22 protein-coding genes, 1 tRNA gene and 1 pseudogene are annotated in these 19,747 nt (G+C 71.5%); 8 read left to right on the top strand and 16 right to left on the bottom strand.

The genetic code is table 11. From position 1 onward, the window contains the following. Window positions 1-104: 104 nt before the first annotated feature. Window positions 105-911, top strand: a complete 807-nt coding sequence (locus H283_RS27810; RefSeq protein ID WP_020144457.1) for a hypothetical protein — start codon at window positions 105-107, stop codon at window positions 909-911. Window positions 912-952: 41 nt separating this feature from the next. Here H283_RS27810 and H283_RS27285 read toward each other — a convergent pair. From H283_RS27285 to H283_RS0115555, 4 genes and pseudogenes are all read right to left on the bottom strand, one after another. After that, window positions 953-1,243 (bottom strand): annotated as a pseudogene (locus H283_RS27285) (co-chaperone GroES); the annotation flags it as partial. Window positions 1,244-1,313: 70 nt separating this feature from the next. Next, a complete protein-coding gene (locus H283_RS0115565; RefSeq protein WP_020144456.1) occupies window positions 1,314-1,565 on the bottom strand; it encodes a DUF3618 domain-containing protein in 252 nt (83 codons plus the stop codon). Between the two features lie 30 nt (window positions 1,566-1,595). After that, window positions 1,596-2,069, bottom strand: a complete 474-nt coding sequence (bcp, locus tag H283_RS0115560) for a thioredoxin-dependent thiol peroxidase (RefSeq protein WP_028785635.1) — start codon at window positions 2,067-2,069, stop codon at window positions 1,596-1,598. A 65-nt stretch (window positions 2,070-2,134) separates the two neighbouring features. Next, a tRNA-Leu gene (locus H283_RS0115555) sits at window positions 2,135-2,218 on the bottom strand. A gap of 100 nt (window positions 2,219-2,318) precedes the next feature. Here H283_RS0115555 and H283_RS0115550 point away from each other — a divergent pair. Next, on the top strand, window positions 2,319-2,543 hold the full coding sequence (locus H283_RS0115550) for a hypothetical protein (protein WP_020144454.1): 225 nt from the start codon (window positions 2,319-2,321) through the stop codon (window positions 2,541-2,543). Further along, window positions 2,540-2,947, top strand: a complete 408-nt coding sequence (locus H283_RS0115545) for a RidA family protein (protein WP_020144453.1) — start codon at window positions 2,540-2,542, stop codon at window positions 2,945-2,947. The genes H283_RS0115550 and H283_RS0115545 overlap by 4 nt, the downstream gene beginning before the upstream one ends. Here the strand turns inward: H283_RS0115545 and H283_RS0115540 are convergent. From H283_RS0115540 to clpS, 7 genes are all read right to left on the bottom strand, one after another. Beyond that, window positions 2,934-4,499: a molybdopterin-dependent oxidoreductase gene (locus tag H283_RS0115540; RefSeq protein ID WP_020144452.1), complete on the bottom strand. Its 1,566-nt coding sequence runs from the start codon at window positions 4,497-4,499 to the stop codon at window positions 2,934-2,936. The two genes, H283_RS0115545 and H283_RS0115540, sit on opposite strands and share 14 nt — an antisense overlap. Then, window positions 4,496-5,116: an RdgB/HAM1 family non-canonical purine NTP pyrophosphatase gene (gene rdgB, locus H283_RS0115535; protein ID WP_020144451.1), complete on the bottom strand. Its 621-nt coding sequence runs from the start codon at window positions 5,114-5,116 to the stop codon at window positions 4,496-4,498. Before rdgB ends, H283_RS0115540 begins: the two co-directional genes overlap by 4 nt. Beyond that, on the bottom strand, window positions 5,113-5,853 hold the full coding sequence (gene rph, locus H283_RS0115530) for a ribonuclease PH (protein ID WP_051103666.1): 741 nt from the start codon (window positions 5,851-5,853) through the stop codon (window positions 5,113-5,115). Before rph ends, rdgB begins: the two co-directional genes overlap by 4 nt. Before the next feature lie 116 nt (window positions 5,854-5,969). Continuing rightward, a complete protein-coding gene (locus H283_RS0115525) occupies window positions 5,970-6,839 on the bottom strand; it encodes an aldo/keto reductase (protein WP_028785633.1) in 870 nt (289 codons plus the stop codon). A 118-nt stretch (window positions 6,840-6,957) separates the two neighbouring features. Next, window positions 6,958-7,725, bottom strand: a complete 768-nt coding sequence (locus H283_RS0115520; protein WP_020144448.1) for an MBL fold metallo-hydrolase — start codon at window positions 7,723-7,725, stop codon at window positions 6,958-6,960. Between the two features lie 56 nt (window positions 7,726-7,781). Beyond that, window positions 7,782-8,477, bottom strand: a complete 696-nt coding sequence (locus H283_RS0115515; protein WP_020144447.1) for a DUF2017 domain-containing protein — start codon at window positions 8,475-8,477, stop codon at window positions 7,782-7,784. Continuing rightward, window positions 8,477-8,782, bottom strand: a complete 306-nt coding sequence (gene clpS, locus H283_RS0115510; protein ID WP_020144446.1) for an ATP-dependent Clp protease adapter ClpS — start codon at window positions 8,780-8,782, stop codon at window positions 8,477-8,479. Before clpS ends, H283_RS0115515 begins: the two co-directional genes overlap by 1 nt. Before the next feature lie 72 nt (window positions 8,783-8,854). On the opposite strand from clpS, the gene H283_RS0115505 reads away from it, so the two are divergent. Continuing rightward, the gene (locus H283_RS0115505; protein WP_020144445.1) at window positions 8,855-10,168 is read left to right on the top strand and encodes a nicotinate phosphoribosyltransferase; all 1,314 of its coding nucleotides are present in this window, start codon (window positions 8,855-8,857) and stop codon (window positions 10,166-10,168) included. A 3-nt stretch (window positions 10,169-10,171) separates the two neighbouring features. Further along, on the top strand, window positions 10,172-10,786 hold the full coding sequence (locus H283_RS0115500; protein ID WP_020144444.1) for an isochorismatase family protein: 615 nt from the start codon (window positions 10,172-10,174) through the stop codon (window positions 10,784-10,786). Between the two features lie 236 nt (window positions 10,787-11,022). Here the strand turns inward: H283_RS0115500 and H283_RS0115495 are convergent, their stop codons facing one another. Continuing rightward, a complete protein-coding gene (locus H283_RS0115495; protein WP_020144443.1) occupies window positions 11,023-11,694 on the bottom strand; it encodes an IclR family transcriptional regulator in 672 nt (223 codons plus the stop codon). 4 nt (window positions 11,695-11,698) lie between these two features. Further along, on the bottom strand, window positions 11,699-12,973 hold the full coding sequence (locus tag H283_RS0115490; protein WP_020144442.1) for a homogentisate 1,2-dioxygenase: 1,275 nt from the start codon (window positions 12,971-12,973) through the stop codon (window positions 11,699-11,701). Window positions 12,974-13,055: 82 nt separating this feature from the next. On the opposite strand from H283_RS0115490, the gene H283_RS0115485 reads away from it, so the two are divergent. Both H283_RS0115485 and fahA read left to right on the top strand, forming a co-directional pair. After that, the gene (locus tag H283_RS0115485) at window positions 13,056-13,925 is read left to right on the top strand and encodes a hypothetical protein (protein WP_020144441.1); all 870 of its coding nucleotides are present in this window, start codon (window positions 13,056-13,058) and stop codon (window positions 13,923-13,925) included. Then, window positions 13,922-15,175: a fumarylacetoacetase gene (gene fahA, locus H283_RS0115480; protein WP_020144440.1), complete on the top strand. Its 1,254-nt coding sequence runs from the start codon at window positions 13,922-13,924 to the stop codon at window positions 15,173-15,175. The genes H283_RS0115485 and fahA overlap by 4 nt, the downstream gene beginning before the upstream one ends. Before the next feature lie 18 nt (window positions 15,176-15,193). On the opposite strand, the gene H283_RS0115475 is transcribed toward fahA, so the two are convergent. The 3 genes from H283_RS0115475 to hppD all read right to left on the bottom strand — a co-directional run bounded on the left by H283_RS0115475 (window position 15,194) and on the right by hppD (window position 19,081). Further along, entirely contained in the window at window positions 15,194-16,756 is a 1,563-nt protein-coding gene (locus tag H283_RS0115475) for a DHA2 family efflux MFS transporter permease subunit (RefSeq protein ID WP_020144439.1), read from the bottom strand. A gap of 134 nt (window positions 16,757-16,890) precedes the next feature. Continuing rightward, complete coding sequence (locus H283_RS0115470) at window positions 16,891-17,715, bottom strand: RDD family protein (protein ID WP_020144438.1); 825 nt, start codon at window positions 17,713-17,715, stop codon at window positions 16,891-16,893. A gap of 133 nt (window positions 17,716-17,848) precedes the next feature. Continuing rightward, window positions 17,849-19,081: a 4-hydroxyphenylpyruvate dioxygenase gene (gene hppD / locus H283_RS0115465; protein WP_020144437.1), complete on the bottom strand. Its 1,233-nt coding sequence runs from the start codon at window positions 19,079-19,081 to the stop codon at window positions 17,849-17,851. A 107-nt stretch (window positions 19,082-19,188) separates the two neighbouring features. On the opposite strand from hppD, the gene H283_RS0115460 reads away from it, so the two are divergent. Continuing rightward, on the top strand, window positions 19,189-19,698 hold the full coding sequence (locus H283_RS0115460; protein ID WP_020144436.1) for an Lrp/AsnC family transcriptional regulator: 510 nt from the start codon (window positions 19,189-19,191) through the stop codon (window positions 19,696-19,698). The last annotated feature ends 49 nt before the right edge of the window (window positions 19,699-19,747 follow it).

The raw sequence follows: 19,747 nt of genomic DNA, 5'->3' as shown, positions 1-19,747 counted from the left end.
CCCGTCGATTCGCGTATCAGGCTGACAGCGCCGCGCCTCCCTTGGACGATGGAGGTACCACCCGGGGCGCGGGTGACCGCGTCGCCGGCTCGAGGGGAGATGCGATGAGCGGCTGGGACGACGAGCTGGACCGAGGCGACCAGGGCGAGCGGGAGGTCACGCCGGACCTGCCGTGGGTCGAGGAGCCCCCACCCCCGGGCGGGGGCGACCGCGACGTCACGGTGCGCGGTCCGGGAGCGAGCGTCAGCAAGGCGCGCGCCTTCACGACCTACCTGCCCGTCGGGATGTGCTGCAACTTCGTGTGGAACTGCATCGCCGCTCCTCACACGTTCGGGCTGGCCGACGCCAACGCCGCCTGGGCACGCGCGGCACAGCGCCGCAGCGGCACGGACGCCCCAGCGGGCGCCCCCGTCTACTGGGCCGGCGGCAAGCACGGCCACATCGCCCTGTCCGTCGGCGGGGGCCGGGTCCGTTCGACGGACTGGCCCGCCAAGGGCAAGGTCGGCGAGGTCGACATCGACGTGATCACGAAGGCCTGGGGCATCACCTACCGAGGCTGGTCGGCCGACTTCGCGGGCACCGCGATCCCCGGGATCGGCGCGGGCCAGACCGCGCTGGCCGGTGGCGGCGGTGCCGTCGACGACGAGGCGATCCGACCGGGCAAGCGCAACCCCTCGGTCCGACGGTTCAACAAGGCGCTGTGGGACTCGATGCCCGCCGACTACCGCGCCTCGCACCAGAAGGCGTGGATGAGCGAGGCCTCAGACCTCTACGGGCCGGTGTCGCAGCAGGTCTGCTTCGACAAGTACGCCATGCTCAACCAGAAGGACCCGAAGAAGTGGCCGCTGCCGAGCAAGCCGGTGTGGCCCGGTCCGGGGCTGCTGCGCAAGCTCGGGCTGCGCCCCGACTGACGCCCGGCCGACGCCCGACCCACAGCCGACCGCCGGGGCGAGAGGTAGAGGCCGGTCTGGCCGTCCTCGACGCGACGCGCCGCGACGGCGTGCAGGTCGCGCTCGCGGAGCAGGACGTAGTCCTTGCCGTGCAGCTCGACCTCGCCGCGGTCCTCCGGATCGAAGAGGACACGGTCGCCCAGCTCGACCTGGCGCACGTTGGCGCCGGTGGCGACGACCTCGCCCCACGCGAGGCGCTTGCCCACCGACGCGGTCGCGGGGATGAGGATGCCGCCGCCGGAGCGTCGCTCACCCTCGTTCTCGAGGGAGACGAGGACGCGGTCGTGCAGCATCCGGACGGGCAGTCGGGCCGCCGCGGCGACAGCATCCTTCTTGGCCACGGGAGTGGGTGCGCCGGTCGGCTCAGCGACGGCGACGCAGGAAGCCGACGGCGACCACCACGACGACGGCTGCCGCCACGACGGCGCCGATGCGCTCGATGCGCAGCTCCCCGTCCTCGGTGTGGGTGGCCGCGGCGAGACGCAGCCTGAGGCCCTGCACCTGACGCTGGGCGATGACCTGCGGCTGGGCCCGGTAGGCCAGCTCGTTGACGGTGCCCTCGAGGCGCGCGCGGGCGGCCTGGATGTCCTGCTCGATCCGTGCGGTGTCGCTCATCTGGCTTCCTTTCGGGGGACGGTTGCGACTCTAGTCGGCGATGCCGAGGTCGCGACGGAGCTTGGCCACGTGGCCGGTCGCCTTGACGTTGTAGAACGCGTGGCTGACCTTGCCCTCCTCGTCGACGACGAAGGTCGACCGGATGACGCCCTCGACGGTCTTGCCGTAGAGCTTCTTCTCACCCCAGGCGCCGTATGCCGTGTGGACCGCGAGGTCCTCGTCGCTGAGCAGCGGGATGGTGAGGTGGTCGCGCTCGCGGAACTGCGCGAGCTTCGCCGGCTTGTCCTTGGAGATGCCGACGACGTCGTAGCCGTCCTTCTTGAGCGAGTCGAGCGACTCGGAGAAGTCGCAGGCCTGCTTGGTGCAGCCCGGCGTCATGGCGGCCGGGTAGAAGTAGACGATGACCTTGCGGCCCGCGAAGTCGGCGAGGCTGACGGTCTGGCCGGTGTCGTCGATGAGGCTGAAGGCAGGCGCCTGCTGGCCGGGCTCGAGTCGTGTGGTCACGATCTGCTCCTTCGTCGTCATGTCTGCCGGGCTCGTACCCGTTCCGGACGCGAGGTCGGTCCGGCTGGTGCGGACGGCGGGACTCGAACCCGCACACCTAGGGCACAGGAACCTAAATCCTGCGTGTCTACCAGTTCCACCACGTCCGCTCGCGCGATGCGCGGCCCCCACTGTAGTTGGCGGCGGTCGGGTATCAGGAGCCGCCGTCCCGCCTCCGTCTCCCATGACCCACGGACGAGGAGGTGCGTCATGGACAGGACCAACGCATCGGTCGGGGCCGCGCTCGACACGACGACGTGCCCGGAGTGCGGAGCCCTCGCCGAGGTGACGGAACGCGCGGTGCTGGAGAGCACCGACGGGCCCGTCGAGCACGCGCGGGTGCTCTGCGTTGCCCGGCACTGGTTCCTCCTGCCGGCCGCGTCGCTGTCGAGCCCGCCCGCCCGCTCACCGGTCAGGACTAGCCTGCGCTCATGAGGCGCAACATCGGCACGGGCGGTCCGTGGGAGAGCGTCGTCGGCTACTCGCGGGCCGTCCGCATCGGGGACACCGTGCACGTGGCAGGGACCACGGCGATCCGCGAGGGCCGGGTCGTCGCACCCGGCGACGCCTACACCCAGGCCAAGGTCGCGCTCGAGATCGTCGTCGAGGCCCTCGCGGAGTGCGGAGCCTCGCCCGCGGACGTCGTGCGGACCCGGATGTTCGTCACCGACATCCGTGACTGGGAGGCGGTGGGTCGCGCACACGGCGAGGTCTTCGCCGACGTACGGCCGGCCTCGACGATGGTCCAGGTGACCGCCCTCATCGAGCCCGACCTGCTCGTCGAGATCGAGGCCGACGCCGTCGTCGGCTCGGGGACGTCCGGCGTCACTCCACCCTGACGTTGACGACGTGGATGCCCGTGGCCCCGTCGGGGGCGGGCGGCGCCTCGAGCGGCGACTGCACCTGCCCCTTGGCGTCGTAGGCGCGCACGCGGATGTCGTGGCTACCCGGCGTCGCCTCCCACTCGTAGACCCACTGACGCCACGTGTCGATGCTCGCGTCGGCGGCGAGGCGAGCCGCGGTCCACGGCTGCTGGTCGACCTGGACCTCCACCTTGGAGATGCCGGTGTGCTGCGCCCACGCGACCCCGGCGACGGCGACGGTGCCGGCCTTGACGCTCGCCCCGGCCTGGGGGACGTCGATGCGCGACGCCGTCTTGATCGGTCCGGTCGCCGACCAGCCTCGCGGCGTCCAGTAGGCCACGTCAGCGGCATACGTCGTCACCTTGAGCTCGGTGACCCACTTCGTCGCCGAAACGAAGCCGTAGAGACCCGGCACGACGACACGCACGGGGAAGCCGTGCTCGAAGGGCAGCGGCTCTCCGTTCATCCGGATCGCGAGCAGGGCGTTGCGGTCGTCGGTGAGCGCACCGAGCGGGGTCGAGGCGGTGAAGCCGTCGATGCTCGTCTGGAGCACCATGTCGGCACCGGCCTTGGGGCCGGCCATCGCGAGGAGCTCGCGCACGGGCCAGCCGGTCCAGACGGCGTTGCCGATGAGGTCGCCCCCGACCTCGTTGGAGACGCACGTCAGGGTGACGAGGGCCTCCTGCATCTGCTTGCCCTGCAACGTCTTCCAGTCGATCTCGACCTCGCGGTCGACCATGCCGGTGACCCTGAGCTTCCAGTCGTTGGCGTCGATGCGGGGCACGACGATCGCCGTGTCGATGCGGTAGAAGTCGGCGTTCGGGACGATGTACGGCGTCAGCCCCGGCACCTTGAGGTCGGCTCCGGCGGGGATGGCGAGCTTCGTGCCCTTGAGCGGTGTGCTCTTGAGCGCGTCACGCGAGACCGTGGCGGCTGCGGAGTCGCCGCCGAGGTAGCTGCCGGCGTAGGCCGCGACGGCACCGACCGCTCCCCCGATGACCCAGCGTCGGCCGGGACCCGCAGCGCCCGCCGCGCCGGCCGAGGGGGCGGAGGCGCGGCTGAGGAACCAGATGCCGGCTGCGGTGCCGAGGATCGTCGGCAGGACGTCCGCGGGGCCGGCGCCCGGACGCGTGAGCACCGCGGCCGCACCGATGACGCCGAGGACGGCGAAGACGACGAGGCCCGCGACGAGGTGGCGGCTCGCGAGCACGCCGACCGCGGCGCAGGCGAGGGCGAGCACGACGACGGTGCCGACGAGCAGGGCCCGCTTGTCGTTGGTGCCGAAGGTCGCGATGGCGAAGTCCTTGAGCCACGGCGGAGTCCGGTCGATGAAGGCGCCGCTGACCGCCGCGATCGGGGCCGGCTGGCCCGAGGACTGGCCGACGGCCGTGAGCAGCGCCGCGGCCAGCGTCGCGAGCCCGACCGTGAGCAGCCCGGCCACCAGCCCGTCGACGGCGCCCCACCACAGCGGACGGGCCGGCTGCTGTGGGGCGGTCTCGGGACGGGTTGCCGGGCTGGTGGTGGTCATGGCCTCAGGTGCTCCTTCAGGTGTGGCACGAGTGCACGGAAGGCGAGCGCCCGGTGCGAGACGTGGTTCTTCTCGTCGGCGTCGTACTCCGCCAGTGTGCGTTCGTTGCCGTCCGGCTGGTCGGATGGCAGGAAGATCGGGTCGTAGCCGAAGCCGTTGGTGCCTCTCGGCTCGCGTCCGACGGTGCCGGGGAAGCGACCGAGCTCCGCGGCCGAGCGACCGTCCGGCAGCACGAGGGCGGCGGCGCAGACGAAGGCTGCGGCGCGGTGCTCGTCCCGGACGTCCCCGAGCTGTGCGAGGAGCAGCTCGAGGTTGGCGCGGTCTCCGCGCCCACCGGACCAGCGGGCGCTGAAGATGCCGGGTGAGCCGCCGAGCACGTCGACGGCCAGCCCCGAGTCGTCGGCCAGGGCGGGCAGGCCCGTCACGTGGGCGGCGGACGCGGCCTTGAGGATGGCGTTCTGCTCGAAGGTGACGCCGTCCTCGACGACGTCCGGCGCGTCGGGGAAGCCGTCGAGACCGACGATCTCGAGCCCGAGGTCGGCGCTGACGTCGGCGAGGATCTCGCGCAGCTCCTCGACCTTGTGGGCGTTGCGCGTGGCGAGGACGACCTGCGTCACGGGGCGACCTCCCCGGCCAAGGCGGCGTGCTGCCGGTCGGTGAGGTCGGCGCAGCCCCTCGTCGCGAGATCGAGCAGCTGGCCGAGCAGGTCACGGTCGAAGGGCGCACCCTCGGCGGTGCCCTGGACCTCGATGAACCGGCCGTCGCCGGTCATGACGACGTTCATGTCGGTCTCGGCCGTCGAGTCTTCGGGGTAGTCGAGGTCGAGGACCGCTCGGCCCTCGACGATGCCGACGGACACGGCGGCGACCGAGCCGGTCAGCGGCTGGGCCTTCTTGCCGATGAGGCCCTGGGAGCGGGCGTGCTCGACGGCGTCGGCCAGGGCCACGTACGCGCCGGTGATGGCGGCGGTGCGAGTGCCGCCGTCGGCCTGCAGGACGTCGCAGTCGAGGACGATGGTGTTCTCGCCCAGGGCCTTGGTGTCGATGACAGCACGCAGGCTGCGCCCGATGAGACGGCTGATCTCGTGGGTGCGGCCGCCGATGCGGCCCTTGACGCTCTCGCGGTCGGAACGGGTGTTGGTGGCGCGGGGCAGCATGGCGTACTCGGCGGTGACCCAGCCGGTGCCCTTGCCCTTGAGCCAGCGCGGGACGCCCTCCGTGAAGGACGCCGCGCACAGCACGCGCGTGCGCCCGAACTCGACGAGGACACTGCCCTCCGCGTGGTCGAGCCAGTTGCGGGTGATCCGCACCTCACGGGTCTGGTCGGGGGCACGGCCGTCATGTCGGTCAGTCATGCCCACGAGGCTAGCCATGACTCCACGCTAGGCCTCAATCGCGGGTGCGGGGACGGGCCCGCACGGCTCGTTCGTGAACCGTAAGGACCCGTCCCCGCGACGTGCTGACGGGCTGATCAGTCGAGCGTCTCGGCCGAGAGTCGCTCGACCTCGTCGGCCGACAGCTCGAGGTCGACGGCCTGCACGGAGTCCTCGATGCTCTCCGGCCGGGAGGCGCCCGGGATGGGCACGACGGTCGGCGCGAGCGCCAGCTCCCACGCGAGGGCCACGCGCTGCGGGCTCACGTCGTGGGCCTTCGCCACCTCCGCGAACGCGTCGTGCCGGTTCCCGAGGTCACCCGCCCTGCTGATGCCGCCGAGCGGGCTCCACGGCAGGAAGGCGATGCCGAGCTCGGCGCACAGGTCGAGCTCCGACCGGCTGCTGCGGAAGGCGGGCGAGAACTGGTTCTGCACCGACACGAGCCGGTCCCCGAGCACCTCCTGCGCCTCGCGGATCTGGGCGGGGTCGGCGTTGGAGATGCCGGCCATCTCGATGACGCCCTCGTCGAGCAGGTCGACGAGCGCACCGACGGACTCGGCGTACGGCACGTCGGGGTCGGGCCGGTGGAACTGGTAGAGCCCGATGGCGTCGCCGCCGAGCCTCTGGAGCGAGGCCTTGGCGGCCTCCTTGAGGTGGTCCGGCCGACCGTTCAGGGTCCATGACCCGTCCCCGGGGCGCAGGTGCCCGCCCTTCGTGGCGACGAGGACCTCGGCCGCACTGCCGGACCACGACGAGAGCGCCTTGGCGATGAGGGACTCGTTGTGGCCCACCTCGCCGGCGTCACGGTGGTAGGCGTCGGCCGTGTCGATGAGGGTCACGCCGGCGTCGAGCGCGGCGTGGATGGTCCGGACCGAGCGGTCCTCGTCGGGCCGCCCCTCGATGGACATCGGCATGCCGCCGAGACCGATCGCGCTGACCTTCCTCGATCCGATGGTTCGCTGCTGCAACGGTGCCTCCTTGGTTCGGTCGTTCCGGTCGTCGGCGAACGTCCGGCGACTGCCGGGCGCGCGACGCACCGTCACGGTCCATACCCGGGTTCCGGGGCCGTCACCCGCAGCCGGACCGTCAGAGGCGGTAGGTGGCGTCCGGCTCGGCGAGCTCGACGCATCCCGGCCACACCGCGGCGGCCTCCTCCCGACACACCTCGGGGTCGTTCCAGGCCGGGATGTGGGTGAGCATGAGGCGGCGTACTCCCCCGGCCCGGACGGCCGCCTCGGCGGCGCGGCGACCCGAGAGGTGGATGTCGGGCACCGTGTCGCGACCCTCGACGAAGGCCGAGTCGGCGAGCACGAGGTCGGCGCCCGTCATGAGCTCGTCGAGCTGGTCGCACGAGTCGGTGTCGCCGGTGTAGGCGAGCACGCGACCGTCGGCCTCGACCCGGAAGCCGTAGGCCTCGACCGGGTGGTTGACGTGGACCGGCGTGATCGTGAACGGACCGACCGTGACCGGCTCGCGGTGGCGCAGGTCGTGGAAGTCGAAGACGGACAGGACACCCTCGGCCTCGCCACCGCCGTACGCGCGGGCAAGGTGCACTCCGGTGCCCGCGGGACCCCAGACCGGCATCGTCGCGCGCCCGGGTCCGCCGGGGAGGTAGCGCATCATGACGTAGAGCCCGCACATGTCGATGCAGTGGTCGACGTGCAGGTGGCTGAGCAGCACCGCGTCGACGGCATACGGCTCGATGTGGCGCTGCAGGGCGCCGAGGGCGCCGTTGCCGAGGTCGAGCACGATGCTCCACGTGCGGCCCTCGTGCTCGGTGCGGACGAGGTAGGACGAGGCGGGCGAGCGTGGACCCGCGAAGGATCCCGAGCACCCGACGATCGTGACGTCCACGTCACGAGCCTAGGTGCCGGCACCGACTCCGGCCCGACGGCGCGGCGTCGGGTGCGTCACACCGTGTTGTCCGGGCGCCGACCTTCGTCGTCGTCGAGGTCGTCGTCGAGGTCGTCGTCGAGGTCGTCGTCGTATGCCGCCACGACGTCACGCAGGTCGGTGCCCATGAGCGCGTGGGTGAGGGTCTCCTGCAGCCAGGTGAGGAAGTCGTACCACGCCATGGCGTAGCCGAGCGGGTCGTCGTCCTCGATGTCGTCCATCGCGGCGTGCAGCGCCTCGGCGTCCTCCTCGGTGCGCATGCCCATGCGTTCCCCGAGGAGCAGGCGCACGTCGGTGAGCGCCATGAGGAAGGCCGGCGCCTGCGACTCGTCGAGCACGACCCGGTTGCCGACCGCCTCGTCGACGCACGCGAGCGCGACGTCGAGGTTGCCGCTCTTGCGCTGGCGCAGGCCCTCCTCGGTGAGGCGACGGAACTCGGCCGCGATCTCGTGGTCACCGCGATGGGCCGTCGGCAGGAGCCGGTCGAGAGCCGGGTCGCGGTCCTCGAGCGACGCCGAGTCGGTCTGCTGGTCGGCAGCGCTCAGCGACAGGCCCATGGACGCCACGAGGTCGTCGAACGCGTCACCGGTCGGCTCGATCTCGGGCGAGAGCAGCAGCCGCGTCTGCTGCATGAGGCCGAGGAGCACCGTGCGCTCGGTGGACTCGAGGAGCGCGACGTAGTGGTCCTTCTCGCGCAGGAAGGCGCGGGCCATCAGCTGTCCTTCTCGAACGTGGCCCAGAGGCCGTAGCCCTGCAACGCCTCGGCGTCGCGCTCCATCGACTCGCGGGGACCGTTGGAGACGACCGCGCGGCCCTTGACGTGGACGTCCATCATCAGCTTCTCCGCCTTGGGACGGGCGTAGCCGAAGTACGTCTCGAAGACCCACGTCACGTAGGTCATGAGGTTGACGGGGTCGTTCCAGACGATCGTCACCCACGGCACGTCGGGTGCGACGACCTCGTCGGTGGACGTCACCTCCTGCTCGACGGGAGCGAGGGAGAGGGTGGCTGGGCTCACAGAGCCACCCTAGGTCCACCGAGGGCGTGAGGCGGACGGTCCCCGGGGGCCGGTGACACCTAGGGTGGGCACGTGAGCCCGACGAGCCCTCGCGCCGCGAGCACGGCGCTGCTGACCGACCACTACGAGCTGACGATGCTCCAGGCCGCCCTCGCCTCGGGCGAGGCGCACCGGCGCTGCGTCTTCGAGGCGTTCGCCCGCCGGCTGCCCGACGGACGTCGCTACGGGGTCATCGCGGGGACGGGCCGGGTGCTCGAGGCGCTCGAGCAGTTCCGCTTCGGTGACGACGAGCTGCGTTTCCTCTCCGACCGCAAGGTCGTCGACCGGGCCACCGTCGAGTGGCTCGCCGACTACCGCTTCTCCGGTCACGTCAGCGGCTACGCCGAGGGCGAGTGCTACTTCCCGCAGTCTCCGGTGCTCGTCGTCGAGTCCACCTTCGCCGAGGGCGTCATCCTCGAGACGCTCGTTCTCTCGATCCTCAACCACGACACGGCGATCGCGTCCGCGGCCTCGCGCATGACGACCGCCGCCATGGGCAGGCCGTGCATCGAGATGGGCTCACGACGCACCCACGAGGAGTCGGCCGTCGCGGCCGCTCGGGCGGCCTACGTCGCCGGGTTCGACGCGACGAGCAACCTCGAGGCCGGGCGTCGCTACGGCGTGCCGACGACGGGCACGGCCGCGCACGCCTTCACCCTCCTCTACGACTCGGAGAAGGAGGCCTTCACCGCTCAGGTCGAGTCGCTCGGCAAGGGCACCACCCTCCTCGTCGACACCTACGACGTCCGGACGGCCGTCGCCCTCGCCATGGAGATCGCCGGACCCGAGCTGGGAGCGGTTCGGCTCGACTCGGGCGACCTGCTCATCCAGGCCACCGAGGTGCGCGCCCAGCTCGACGCCGCGGGCAACACCGACACGAGGATCATCGTCACCTCCGACCTCGACGAGTACGCCATCGCCGGCCTCGCGGCCGGTCCGGTCAGCGGCTACGGCGTCGGCACGGCGCTCGTGACCGGATCCGGAGCGCCCACGGCTTCCATGGTCTACAAGCTCGTCCAGCGAGAGGACGCGTCGGGGCAGATGCGGGGCGTCGAGAAGAAGAGCAAGGACAAGACGTCGATCGGGGGACGCAAGTGGGCCATGCGGCGCCTCGGCCGCGACGGGATCGCGCAGGCCGAGGTCATCGGCATCGGTGAGCAGCCGCGCGACGACGGCAACGACCGTCGGCTCATGATCGACCTCGTCCGCGCCGGCGAGGTCGTCGACCACCAGGACATCCACGAGGCCCGTGCCCGCCATGAGGCCTCGCGCGCGGAGCTGCCCCGGGCGGCGGCCCAGCTGTCGCGAGGCGAGCCCGTGATCCCCACCGTCTACGAGAAGGACTGAGCCATGGCCGGATCCACGCATGCCGACGGCGCACGAGCGCTGATCATCGTCGACGTCCAGAACGACTTCTGCGAGGGCGGGTCCCTCGCCGTCACCGGGGGCGCGGACGTCGCCCGCGAGGTGAGCGAGCACGTGAGCCGGCACGCTGCGGACTACGACCACGTCGTCGCGACCGCCGACTGGCACGTCGACCCCGGACCGCACTTCTCGTCGGCCCCCGACTTCGTCGACTCGTGGCCCGTGCACTGCGTCGCCGGCAGCGAGGGTGCCGAGTTCCACCCCAGACTCGCCGGCGCCCTGGGTCACGTCGAGGCGGTCTTCCGCAAGGGCGAGCATGCCGCTGCCTACAGCGGATTCGAGGGACGGTCGGACGACGAACAGCACAGCACCCTTGCTGCGTGGCTCACCGAACGCGGCGTCTCCCGCGTCGACGTCGTCGGCATCGCGACCGACCACTGCGTGCGGGCCACCGCGGCCGACGCGCAGCGTGAGGGCTTCGAGACCACGGTGCTGCTCGACCTCACCGCGGGCGTGTGGCGGGCCACGACCGACGCGGCGCTCGCGGGCCTGCGCGAGGCAGGCGTGCGCCTGCTCGGCTCCCCACACGTGGGCAGCTGACCCTTCCCCGCACGCCCCCGTAGCCCATTCCCTCATCCCACTCGAGTGAGCGCCCCGTACCACTCGAGTGAGCGCGCCGTACCACTCGAGTGAGCGCCCCGTACCACTCGAGTGAGCGCTTCGTCCCACACGCCCCGGTCACAAGGGAACCCGCGCTCACTCGACTGGGGTTGCGCGCTCACTCGACTGGGGTTGCGCGCTCACTCGAGTGGTGCGCGACGAGGGCGCGGGAGAGGTCAGCGGAGGACGGCTCGGAGGGCGCGAGCGGCGTCCTCGAGCCGCGGGCCCACGGTGCGCACGTCGAGCGGCTCGAGGGAGACGACACCGACCGAGGCCTCGACGCCTCCCGGGAGCGGATCGGTACGGGTCGACAGCGACACCGCGAGCCCGTGCGCGCCGGCCTGCAGCTCCCCGTCGGTGCCGACGACGCCGCTCCTCCCCGCCCGACCCGCGAGGATCGCGCGTCCCGCAGCGCCCTGGTCGAGCCGGTGTCGGGCGCCCGAGCGGTAGGCGACGTGGACGTCGGTCCACGACGGCTCGACGACGACGAGGGCCAGGGCCTCGTCGCCCTCGGCGATCGTCAGGTGCGCCGTCGCCCCCACGGCGTCGGCGAGGCCGCGCAGCACGGGCCGGGCCTCGCTGCGCACGACGGGAGTCACGGCAGAGGCGAGTCGGCTGATGCCCAACGCCAGACGCACCCGCCCGTCGGATGCCCGGGAGACGAGGTGGTGGTCCTCGAGCGTCGTCACGAGGCGGTAGACGACGGGTCGTCCGACGCCGAGGTCCGCTGCGAGCTCGGTGATCGTCAGGCCTGCCGCCCCCTCGGTGCCCGCGAGCGTCTCGAGCACGCGGATGCCGCGGTCGAGCGTCTGGGAGGACTCACCTCGTGGGGCAGCCGGACCGGGCACGCGGTCAGCCCTCGGAGTGGGCGCCGCCGGACGTCCTCGCCCGCCCCGCCCCCTTGGACCACGACATCGCGTAGAGGCCGTCGTCCACGGCCACACCGCCCTCGCCGAGCTCGAGCGGGCGGAACGTGTCGACCATGACGGCGAGCTCGTCGAAGCTCTCGACGCCGATCGAGCCCTCGGTCGCACCGGGCTGCGGGCCGTGCGGGTGGCCTCCCGGGTGCACCGAGATCGACCCCTTGCCGATGCCCGATCCCTTGCGGGCCTCGTAGTCGCCGTCGACGTAGAACATGATCTCGTCGCTGTCGACGTTCGAGTGGTAGTAGGGGACGGGGATCGCGAGCGGGTGGTAGTCGACCTTGCGGGGCACGAAGTTGCAGATGACGAAGTTCCAGCCCTCGAAGACCTGGTGCACGGGCGGCGGCTGGTGGATGCGGCCGGTGATCGGCTCGAAGTCGCGCACGTTGAAGACGTACGGGTAGAGGCAGCCGTCCCAGCCGACGACGTCGAGCGGGTGGAACGGCAGCGTGTGGATCGTGCCGACGACGCCACCCGGCCCGTTGCCGCGGTGCTTGATGTAGACCTCGGTCTGCTCGTCGGGGTTGGCGCCGACGTCCTCGGCGAGGAGCGGACCGTCGGGCTGGCGCAGGTCGCGCTCGCAGTAGGGGGCGTGCTCGAGGAGCTGGCCGTACTTGCTGAGGTAGCGCTTGGGCGGCGCGATGTGGCTGTTCGCCTCGATGCAGTACGCCCGCAGCGGCTCGTCGCCGGAGACCTCGGGGAGCCACCGGTGCGTCGTCGCCCTCGGGATGATGACGTAGTCGCCCTCGGCGACGTCGAAGGAGCCGAAGACTGTCTCGACGCGAGCTCGGCCGCGCTCGACGTAGACGCACTCGTCGCCGATCCCGTTGCGGTACCACGGGCTCGGTGCGCCGGCGACGGCATACGAGATGCGCACGTCGCCGTTGCCGAGGACGAGGCGGCGACCGGTGACGACGTCGGTGCGCTCGACGGAGGCGGCGTCGAAGAGGTCGTGGAGCTTGAGGTGCCGGGGCGTCAGCGGGTGGTTCGGCGTCGTCGACTGGTCAGGGACATCCCACACGGCGGCGCCGACCGTCGTCGACGGGATGTTGCGGTGGTAGAGCAGCGAGCTGTCCGAGCTGAAGCCCTCCTCGCCCATGAGCTCCTCGTAGTAGAGCTCGCCCGGCGTGGTCCCGGTGCCGGGTCGACGGTGCTGGGTGTGCCGCTTGGGCGGGATGCTGCCGACCGACTGGTAGTGCGCCATGGGCGAGGGCCTCTCCGTCGAGCGCGTCCGATGAGCGGACGCGGATGTATCGCTATTGCAACAGTGGAGTACGCTCCCGGTCATGTCAAGGACGCCGTTCGGGCCCCTCTTCGACCACCTCGTCGACGACGCCGCAGTGTTCCCGCCGGGACTGGCTCCCCTCGACGCCGCCGTCCGCGAGCACCTCGACCGACGCGAGGGGCCGTATGCCGCCCACATCGGTCCGCTGCTCGTGCCGGCCACCGCGGCGGCCGAGCTCGCCGGCCTCGCCGCGAGGGACGACCGGGCCGTCGCGGCGCCGCTCGAGATCTCGCTCGTCGTCCGTCCGGGCTCCCTCCTCGAACCGCTCCTCGACGCGGTCGACCTGCTGCGCGACGACCCCCGGGTCCTCGTGTCCGCCGCCGAGCTCGGCTGGACCGAGGGGCCCGACGGCTGGCGCCGCGCCCTCGACCTGGGCATCCCCCTCGTCGTCGAGGTCGGCCTGGGCTCGGACCAGGAGTCGGGCCTCGACGACATCGCCCACGCCGTCGACCACGAGCACGACGTCACCGCCAAGTTCCGCACCGGCGCCACCCCCGCGTGGCCCTGGCCCGACGAGGCGACGCTCGCCGGCTTCCTCGATGCCGTCGTGCTGCGCGGCCTGCCCTTCAAGCTGACGGGCGGGCTCCACCACGTCGTCCGCGGCACGCAGGAGGGCAAGCCGATGCACGGCCTGCTCAACGTCCTGCTCGCCACGCACGAGGCGCTGGCCGGGGCCGAGGCCCGCGAGCTGTCCGGCGAGCTCGCCCGCCGCGACACCGAGGTGCTCGTGACCGCGGTCTCCAGTCTGGGCACCGACGACGCGGAACGCATCCGCGAGAGCTTCACGGCCTACGGCTGCTGCGGCGTGCTCGACCCGCTCACCGAGCTCGAGGCACTCGGGCTGATCACCACCGAGGAGTCCCACGCATGACGACGACCACCCGGCCGAGCACCTGGCTCGACGTCCCCGCCGACCACCTGTTCGGCATCGACACCCTCCCCTACGGCGTCTTCAGCACGGCCGCCGACCCGGTGCGGCGCGTCGGGGTGCGCATCGGTGACCTCGTGCTCGATGCAGGCGCCGTGGCCGCGATCGGCCGCGACGCGGGGCTCGTCGGCGACGGCCCCGACCTCGCGACGGCCTGGCAGACCCCCAGCCTCAACGCCTTCCTCGCCCTCGGACGCCCGGCGTGGACCGTCGCCCGGCAGTGGCTGACCGAGGTGCTGCGCGACGAGGTGCACCGCGACGGCGTCTCGCCGCACCTGCACCCCCTCGCGGAGGTCACGCTCCACCTGCCCCTCGAGGTCGCCGACTACGTCGACTTCTATGCCAGCGAGGACCACGCGAGCAACGTCGGCCAGATCTTCCGCCCGGACAACGCCGCGCTCCCACCCAACTGGAAGCACCTGCCCATCGGCTACCACGGCCGCGCCGGCACCGTCGTCGTCTCGGGCACCGAGGTCATCCGCCCGACGGGCCAGCGCAAGGGCCCGAACGACCCCGCCCCCGTCTTCGGGCCGAGCGTCCGTCTCGACATCGAGGCGGAGCTGGGCTACGTCGTCGGCGGCGCGACCGCCCTCGGGTCGCGCGTCTCGGTCGACGAGGCGCTCGACCACCTCTTCGGCGTCGTCATCCTCAACGACTGGAGCGCCCGTGACATTCAGGCCTGGGAGTACGTGCCGCTGGGGCCGTTCCTCGGCAAGTCCTTCGCCACGTCGGTCTCGGCGTGGGTCACCCCGCTCGAGGCGCTCGCCGCGGCCCGCGTTCCCCTTCCGGGACAGTCGGATCCGGAGGTGCTGCCCTATCTGCGCGGTGACGCCTTCGGCCTCGACGTGCACGTCGAGGTCAGCCTCAACGGCACGGTCGTCTCGCGGCCCGAGCACGCCGGGATGTACTGGTCGCCATCGCAGATGCTCGCGCACCTCACCGTCAACGGCGCCTCCCTGCGTGACGGCGACCTCTTCGGCTCGGGGACGATCAGCGGCCCGACGCGCGACACCCGGGGCAGCCTGCTCGAGCTGACGTGGAACGGCACCGAGCCGCTGACGCTCGCGGACGGCTCGACCCGCGGCTTCCTCGAGGACGGCGACACGGTCACCATGACGGCCTGGGCGCCGGGCCCCGACGGCTCGCGCATCGGCCTCGGCGAGGTCACCGGCACCGTCCGACCCGCCCGCTGAGGGGCCCGCGCACCGGCCTCAGTGGATGATGACCGGCGCACCCTCGGTCTGGTCGTCGAGGAAGTGCGACTTCTCGTGCCTGCGGGGCAGGAAGGACGCCGGGATCAGCGTCAACGCCACGAGGATCGCGGCGACGAGGAACGTGGCGCCGAAGGCGTCGGCGGCCTCGGCCAGGCCCTGCTGGACCGCCGCCGGCCCACCGACGTCGTCGACGAGGGTCGGGTCGTGCAGCGCCGCGATGGCCGGGCCGGCCAGCGCCGACGCGCTGAGGTAGTTCGTGAAGACCACGGAGATGACGGCGACACCGACCGAGCTCGCGATCTGCTGGGTGATGTTGAGCAGCGTCGAGCCTCGCGCCACCTGGTGGCTCTGGAGCGTCTTGAGCGCTGAGGTCATGAGCGGCATCATCGTGGCGCCCATGCCGAGACCCATGACGAAGAGCACCGGGATGAGGAAGCCCCAGTACGGGGTGTCGACCCCCACCTGGGTCAGGGCGAACATCCCGCCGGTGATGGCCAGCAGTCCGAAGGGCACGATGCGGCCCACCGGGATGCGGTCCGAGAGGGCGCCGGCGATCGGCATCGTCACCATCGCGCCCAGGCCCTGGGGCACCATGAGGAACGCCGCGTGGAGCGTGTCGAGTCCCCGCACCTGCTGGAGGTAGGTCGGCACGAGGAGCAGGCCACCGAAGAAGGCCGCGGCGAACAGGAACATCGTGATCGTCGCGACGCTGAGGCGGCGGTTGCGGAAGAGCCGCAGGTCGAGCAGCGGGTGCTGGGGCCGGAAGCTGTAGAAGACGAAGGTGACGAGCATGGCGAGCCCGATGCCGAGCGGGACCAGCACCTTGGTGGAGATGAAGGTGCCCTCGCCGGGGATCGAGCTGATGCCGTAGAGGAAGAGCGCCAGGCCGGGAGACATGAGCAGCATGCCGACGACGTCGAAGGACTCGGAGGGCTCAGGGGCATCGGACGGCAGGGCCCACAGGGCGTAGACCGCCGCGACGACGCCGATCGGCACGTTGATGAGGAAGATCCAGTGCCAGCTCGCGACCTCGATGAGCCAGCCACCGAGGATGGGTCCGAAGATCGGTCCGAGCAGCATCGGGACACCGAGGATCGCCATCAGCCGACCCATCCGGGCCGGACCCGCGGCGCGCGTCATGATCGTCATGCCGAGCGGCATCAGCATGCCGCCGCCGAGGCCTTGCAGGACGCGGAAGCCGATGAGGAACTCGATCGACCCCGCCGTGGCACACAGGGCCGAGCCGGCGGTGAAGAGCGCCACGGCGAGGACGTAGAGCCGCTTCGTGCCGAACCGGTCGGCGGCCCAGCCGGTGAGCGGGATGACCGTGGCGAGCGCGAGGGTGTAGGCCGTCACCGTCCACGCGACGGTGGAGTAGGGCAAGGGCTGATCGGGGCTCTCGGCAAAGACCGTCTGGAAGGTCGGCAGGGCGATGTTGACGACGGTGATGTCGAGGATCGACATGATCGCCCCGAGCACGACGACACCGGCGATCTTGAGGACCGGCCCGTCGATCTTGTCGGGATAGCTGGGCTGGCTGGTAGCGCTGGGAGCAGACACGATGACTCCGGGGGACGAGGGTGCTCGACGGCATCGGCGCCGTGGGCGCGGGACTGCCCGCGCAGTCTCCATTCTCGCGCCGACCACCGACGGCGGCGCAAGCGAGTTATGCCGCCGGCCGAGCCCTCCCGGCGTCAGCCCTGCTTGCGCGGCTGCTTGCCCTCGACGACCTGGGTGCTCGCGACCTTGTCGTGCAAGGCCTGGCGCTTGTCGTCCCACAGCGGCCAGAGGCCGTCGAGCAGGGACAGGAAGGGGACGAACTGGCCCGCCAGCGGGACGAGCCGACGCATGACGGCGGTGCCCAGCGGCAGCGGGCCGGGCGCGGCGGCACGGCGGACGCTGATGCCGAGCGCCATCTTGCCGGGCGTCTGGGCGATCGTCGTCCAGAACACGAGGCAGTAGGCCGTCGTGATGAGCCACAGGAAGAGCGAGAACTGCACAGCGGGTCCCGTGAGCTCGTTCTGGATCTCGACGAGGCGCGCCTGGTCGCCGGCCTGGGCGGCCGTCAGCATCTGCGAGAAGAGCTCGGACAGGCGCGGTGTCGCGGCCCACGAGATGATCCCGCCGACGACGGCGAGGATGAGCCCGTCGACGACCCACGCCGCGAAACGCTTGCCCCAGGAGGCGAGGGGGACGCCGTCGGCGGTGGTCTTGATGTTGTGCATCCACTGCGTGTTGGCGGGAGCCTGCTGGTAGTAGCCCTGCGGCGCCTGCTGCTGCGCGGGTGACTGGGTCTGCCAGCCGCTGCCCTGGGGCATCGGCGTCGTCGGCGCCGGAACACCGGTGCGGTCCGGCGGGACCTGTCCCTGCGGGCTCTGCTGCGGCAGCCCGATGGTGCTCTGCGCGATGGTCGGCGACTTCTTCGGGGCGGTGTGGTTGGTCCACGACACGCCGTCCCAGTAGCGGAGCATGTCGGTGTTGCTGGGGTCGTCGTACCACCCGGAGGGCTGCTGGCTCATGCCCCAACTGTGCCACGGCATCGGCGTTCCCAGACCCGCGGCGCCCCGACTGGTGGCGGGTGGGCCTCGACCCCGGCCCGTTCCCGCCCGAGGGCAGGGACCGGACCGGGGCCGAGGGTCTCCCCGGTGCGACTCAGAGGTTGCCGCGCTTGTCCTGCTCGCGCTCGATGGCCTCGAAGAGCGCCTTGAAGTTGCCCTTGCCGAAGCCGAGCGAGCCGTGCCGCTCGATGAGCTCGAAGAAGACCGTCGGGCGGTCGCCGAGGGGCTTGGTGAAGATCTGCAGCAGGTAGCCGTCCTCGTCGCGGTCGACGAGGATCTTGCGCTTCTGCAGCTCCTCGATCGGGACCCGGACGTTGCCGATGCGCTCGCGCAGCTCGGCGTCCTCGTAGTAGGAGTCGGGCGTGTCGAGGAACTCGACACCGTTGGCGCGCAGGGCGTCCACCGAGGCGAGGATGTCGTTCGTCGCGACGGCAAGGTGCTGCGCGCCGGCGCCGCGGTAGAACTCGAGGTACTCGTCGATCTGGCTCTTCTTCTTCGCGATGGCCGGCTCGTTGAGCGGGAACTTCACACGGTGGTTGCCGTTGGCCACGACCTTGCTCATGAGCGCGGAGTAGTCGGTGGCGATGTCGTCACCGATGAACTCGGCCATGTTCACGAAGCCCATGACGCGGTTGTAGAAGGAGACCCACTCGTCCATGTGGCCGAGCTCGACGTTGCCGACGATGTGGTCCAGGGCCTGGAACAGCCGCTTGGGCTGGCCCTCGCGACGGACGATGGACGACGCGGCGGGGACGTAGCCCGGGAGGTACGGGCCGGCGTACGTCTGCCCGTTCACGGCGCGCTGGACGAGGGTGTGTCGGGTCTCGCCGTACGTCGCGATGGCGGCGGTGCGCACCGTGCCGTGCTCGTCGGTGTGGTCGGTGGGCTGCTCGAGGACCGTCGCGCCGGCCTTGACGGCCTGGGCCACGCACTTGTCGACGTCGGGCACCTCGAGGGCGATGTCGACGACGCCGTCGCCGTGGCGGCGGTGGTGGTCGGCGAGAGCGCTGTCGGGGTCGACGGCGCCCTTGATGACGAAGCGGATCGAGCCGCTCTTGAGGACGAAGGCCTTGTGGTCGCGGTTGCCGTTCTCGGGGCCCGAGTAGGCGACGAGCTCCATGCCCCAGGCGCTCTGGTAGTAGTGCGCGCTCTGCGTGGCGTTGCCGGCGACGAAGACGATCGCGTCCCATCCGGTGACGGGGAAGACGTCGGTGTTCTCGTCGTACTCGACGAGACCGACGAGCTGCTTGAGCTGGTCGAGGTCGAGGTCGGCCTCGCGCTCCTGGTCGGTGAGGTCGGTGGCCTGAGACGGCATCGTGTCGGTCATGGAGCGAGAGTGACCGAGTGGACCCGAGTGTGCAAGAGCAGCGCTCCCGGCTGAGCAGAGTGCACAAAGTGTTGCCCGTATGCCGTGTGGTGCTGGACACTGTGTCCATGACCTCAGTAGCGGGATCGTCGGCGCGCGCACCCGTCGACGCACTCGACTGCCGCATCCTGCTCCTGCTGCTCACCGAGCCGGGCATCGGCGTGCTCGGCGCCTCACGGAGGCTCGGGGTGGCCCGCGGCACGGTGCAGGCCCGGCTCGACCGGCTGCAGCGCACCGGGGTGCTGCGCTCGATGGCTCCCGACGTCGACCCCGCCGCGCTCGGCTACCCCGTGACGGCGTTCTGCACCCTCGAGATCCGGCAGGGGCGCGGTGGGCACTCCCCCGTCGTCGACCACCTCACCGCCATTCCTGAGGTACTCGAGGCGCATACGATCACCGGCTCCGGTGACGTGCTCATCCGCATCGTCGGTCGCGACAACGCCGACCTCCAACGGGTCATCGACCGCGTCGTCGACGACACGCACGTGACGCGGGCCTCGACCGTCATCTCGCTCGCCACGCGACTCGACCACCGCACGATCCCGCTCGTCGAGCACCTCCTCGACACGTCGTCCTGACGTGCGACGCTCGCACCACGTGCAGCACCGAACGACCCACCGCACCACT

It is taken from the genome of Terracoccus sp. 273MFTsu3.1 (genome assembly GCF_000383675.1).
In the GTDB taxonomy this organism is placed as follows: Bacteria; Actinomycetota; Actinomycetes; order Actinomycetales; family Dermatophilaceae; genus Terrabacter.
This window is presented reverse-complemented; position numbering and strand designations above follow the sequence as displayed.

Bases quoted from the DNA above. Each gene is read 5' to 3' on its own strand.
- H283_RS0115500 (WP_020144444.1), top strand. From the start codon at position 10,172: ATGGCCGGATCCACGCATGCCGACGGCGCACGAGCGCTGATCATCGTC.
- H283_RS0115550 (WP_020144454.1), top strand. From the start codon at position 2,319: ATGGACAGGACCAACGCATCGGTCGGGGCCGCGCTCGACACGACGACG.
- H283_RS0115545 (WP_020144453.1), top strand. From the start codon at position 2,540: ATGAGGCGCAACATCGGCACGGGCGGTCCGTGGGAGAGCGTCGTCGGC.
- H283_RS0115485 (WP_020144441.1), top strand. From the start codon at position 13,056: ATGTCAAGGACGCCGTTCGGGCCCCTCTTCGACCACCTCGTCGACGAC.
- H283_RS0115515 (WP_020144447.1), bottom strand. From the start codon at position 8,477: ATGGCCCGCGCCTTCCTGCGCGAGAAGGACCACTACGTCGCGCTCCTC.
- H283_RS0115565 (WP_020144456.1), bottom strand. From the start codon at position 1,565: ATGAGCGACACCGCACGGATCGAGCAGGACATCCAGGCCGCCCGCGCG.
- fahA (WP_020144440.1), top strand. From the start codon at position 13,922: ATGACGACGACCACCCGGCCGAGCACCTGGCTCGACGTCCCCGCCGAC.
- H283_RS0115470 (WP_020144438.1), bottom strand. From the start codon at position 17,715: ATGAGCCAGCAGCCCTCCGGGTGGTACGACGACCCCAGCAACACCGAC.
- H283_RS27810 (WP_020144457.1), top strand. From the start codon at position 105: ATGAGCGGCTGGGACGACGAGCTGGACCGAGGCGACCAGGGCGAGCGG.
- rph (WP_051103666.1), bottom strand. From the start codon at position 5,853: ATGACTGACCGACATGACGGCCGTGCCCCCGACCAGACCCGTGAGGTG.
- H283_RS0115540 (WP_020144452.1), bottom strand. From the start codon at position 4,499: ATGACCACCACCAGCCCGGCAACCCGTCCCGAGACCGCCCCACAGCAG.
- H283_RS0115490 (WP_020144442.1), bottom strand. From the start codon at position 12,973: ATGGCGCACTACCAGTCGGTCGGCAGCATCCCGCCCAAGCGGCACACC.
- hppD (WP_020144437.1), bottom strand. From the start codon at position 19,081: ATGACCGACACGATGCCGTCTCAGGCCACCGACCTCACCGACCAGGAG.
- H283_RS0115460 (WP_020144436.1), top strand. From the start codon at position 19,189: ATGACCTCAGTAGCGGGATCGTCGGCGCGCGCACCCGTCGACGCACTC.